This is a genomic window from Nostoc sp., from assembly GCF_035638895.1.
Taxonomy (GTDB): Bacteria; Cyanobacteriota; Cyanobacteriia; order Cyanobacteriales; family Nostocaceae; genus Nostoc.
The window spans coordinates 1-2,519 of sequence record NZ_DASQZC010000217.1 but is presented as its reverse complement, the minus strand read 5'-3'; the positions used below and the strand labels follow the sequence as shown (position 1 = coordinate 2,519).

4 protein-coding genes are annotated in these 2,519 nt (G+C 43.0%); 2 read left to right on the top strand and 2 right to left on the bottom strand.

The annotated features are described in order from the left end of the window. Positions 1–65: 65 nt before the first annotated feature. Both VE944_RS10440 and VE944_RS10435 read right to left on the bottom strand, forming a co-directional pair. Positions 66–197 carry a BrnT family toxin gene (locus VE944_RS10440; RefSeq protein WP_324976242.1) on the bottom strand — a complete coding sequence of 44 codons (132 nt, stop codon included), beginning with the start codon at positions 195–197 and terminating at the stop codon, positions 66–68. A gap of 303 nt (positions 198–500) precedes the next feature. Further along, a complete protein-coding gene (locus tag VE944_RS10435; RefSeq protein WP_324976239.1) occupies positions 501–638 on the bottom strand; it encodes a hypothetical protein in 138 nt (45 codons plus the stop codon). A 496-nt stretch (positions 639–1,134) separates the two neighbouring features. Between VE944_RS10435 and VE944_RS10430 the strand changes: the two genes are divergently transcribed. Both VE944_RS10430 and VE944_RS10425 read left to right on the top strand, forming a co-directional pair. After that, the gene (locus VE944_RS10430; protein ID WP_324976237.1) at positions 1,135–2,106 is read left to right on the top strand and encodes a hypothetical protein; all 972 of its coding nucleotides are present in this window, start codon (positions 1,135–1,137) and stop codon (positions 2,104–2,106) included. Positions 2,107–2,108: 2 nt separating this feature from the next. After that, positions 2,109–2,513, top strand: a complete 405-nt coding sequence (locus tag VE944_RS10425) for a hypothetical protein (protein ID WP_324976234.1) — start codon at positions 2,109–2,111, stop codon at positions 2,511–2,513. The last annotated feature ends 6 nt before the right edge of the window (positions 2,514–2,519 follow it).

The following is a 2,519-nucleotide window of genomic DNA, read 5'->3' as shown; positions in this document are numbered from 1 at the left end:
AAAATTCTTCTGACAAAGGTGGAATATCTGAGGTGTCGATGTCTTCATCACTCATTGCATCGACTCTAACCCAATCGGTTCTTGAGGTATTGTTCATAGCTTTTTCGTTCGTGAGACAGTGCCTTTCTTAATGAGATGATCCGAACCATTTCTTCACCTGGCTCGGTGTAAATAACTACTACAACTCGACCATCCAGTAGTCCAATACCGAGATACCGATCCTCTTCATAGTCTTCTCATTCATCTAGGTAGACAAGCATGGGTAGATTAAATATGCGAAAAGCATCAGCAAAGTCGAAACCATGCTTTCTAATGTTGCTTTGGTTTTACGCTCATCCCACTCAAACTTCATGGACTTAATATACCAGTGACACCAGGAAAATCAACTGTGACTACATCACCGGGATTGAATCTCACTAAACTGTCTCCTCACTTTCAGGGAAAATAGAAGCTGCGTACTCTGACGAGAAGGATACTAAATCATGCTGATCTTGCTCAGTTCAAGTATCACTTTGGTCGATGATAGACAAGTTTTGTTCGACTAGCTCATTTAGAATCAGGGTTGCCAAGCGTAGCCGCTCAGTTGGTGACAAGTTACAAACAACTTGGTTGTATATCTCATGGGCTTTATTGGACATAATTAATCCTCCTGTCATCTATCCTAACAGTTGCCATGCCTGCGGCAAGCCGAGTGTGACGCCAAATAGCCCGTCGTAGACATCACTTGTCCATTGCATTGAGGTGTTAGCCTAGGGTGTTGACTTTGATGAAATTTGGTGATTTTCGGTTCATGCTATTTCTGTGAGAGGAAAAAATATCTTTCCTGTCATTGCGAGCGGAGCGAAGCAATCCCAGGCGATTGCTTCGCTCCGCTCGCAATGACTACACAAATTTTGCATGAATTTTTATCCCCTAAAAAGGCACAAAGTCAACAGCCTAGTGTTAGCCTTCCACAGGGATCGCACTCAAAATGAAAAGGATTAACAACTGCATTCATCACAGTTTCAAATTTATACCTTCTGAATGTTTATTAGTTGGTATCTCCGGGAATGATAGGTATAAGGTGATGCCTTTTTTTGATGCTCAGCCCTTAGACAAGTACTAACCAAATACTAATCACATCAGGAGTATTTCATGATTCCACTGATTTTGGGTGCTATTGCTTTAGGAACTGCTGCTTTCGGAGCAGTAAAAGGTGCTGAAGGTTTTGGGAATATGAATGAAGCGAAGGAAATTGGTGAACGTGCCCAAAATCGTCACTCCTATGCAGTCAGTGAGTTGAAAGCAGACTGGGAGGCGACTAACGAGCTTGCAGAAGAGTATGGTCAACTTCAGCTTGATGTGATGATGACTACAGTTGGGCGCTTTCTTGACTTTATTGAACGAAATATTGGGAAAGCAAAACAAAGCGAGAAGGAGTTTTTAGAAGGGCTGGAAGGAATTTCAGTTCAGCAGATTAAGGAGTACAAAGCCGCCGCAGTAGAAGCTGAACAGTTTTTCAATGGTGGCACTAAAGCAATTGGGGCAGCAGCAGCAGGATACGGTGGTGCAATGAGTCTTGCTACCTCTGTAGGAGTAGCCAGTACTGGGACACTTATAGGAGGACTTAGCGGTGCAGCAGCTTGGAATGCAACTCTAGCATGGCTAGGCGGTGGCTCATTAGCTGCCGGTGGGGGAGGCATGGCTCTTGGTTCTCTTGTGTTAGGTGGCATCACCGTTGGCCCTGCTGTCCTTATTGGAGGCTTTGTGCTTGCTGGTGAAGGCGAAAAAGCATTGACAAAGGCATCGGAGTACAACGCTGAAGTCAACACTGCGATCGCTAAAATCGAAGCAGCAAAAGACTTTATGCAACAAGTAAGACGGCGGATTACTGAATTGCAGGGTGTATTTGAATGTCTGAACAAATCTGCTATTTTAGGTCTTGAAGAACTTGAATCTTTACCATCATTTGACAAAAACAGGGACGCTAGTAAGTTTCAAAAAGTCGCACTTTTGATTAAGGCACTTGCAGAAATCATGAAAACTCCTGTTTTAGATAGTGAAGGGCAGTTGAATCCTATTACTGCGACTATACAAGCCAAGTATGGTACTTGGGGAGGTAATTAGGAATGTCGGTCAAAAAAGTTACCACAGTAGTCAAGGAATTTATCAATCCTGCTGAATGCTTACAGCAAATGGTTTCAGCTTATACTGAATACAAAATAATTGCCGAACAAGAAAAGACAAACAGACGAGAGATTGAGGCTTGGGAAAACGAAACAATCACTAAGATTAACGCCCAGCGAGAGTTGCTGATGGCGTATCTAGATCGCTCTTTTGATGAACGTGCAGAAAACTTTCGCGCTTTATTTGCTGTCGTTGATAATGCGATCGCATCCGGCAATAATGAGCAACTAGCCCTTACCTTAAATTCAATCACAGAAATTGCTAAATCAAGCCCTTTCAAAGACCTTGCAAATTTGGCTTCTGTTCGCGCTGCCCTAGATGATCCAGATCACGAATGGACATTTTGATTTTAT

Bases quoted from the DNA above. Each gene is read 5' to 3' on its own strand.
- VE944_RS10435 (WP_324976239.1), bottom strand. From the start codon at position 638: ATGTCCAATAAAGCCCATGAGATATACAACCAAGTTGTTTGTAACTTG.
- VE944_RS10430 (WP_324976237.1), top strand. From the start codon at position 1,135: ATGATTCCACTGATTTTGGGTGCTATTGCTTTAGGAACTGCTGCTTTC.
- VE944_RS10425 (WP_324976234.1), top strand. From the start codon at position 2,109: ATGTCGGTCAAAAAAGTTACCACAGTAGTCAAGGAATTTATCAATCCT.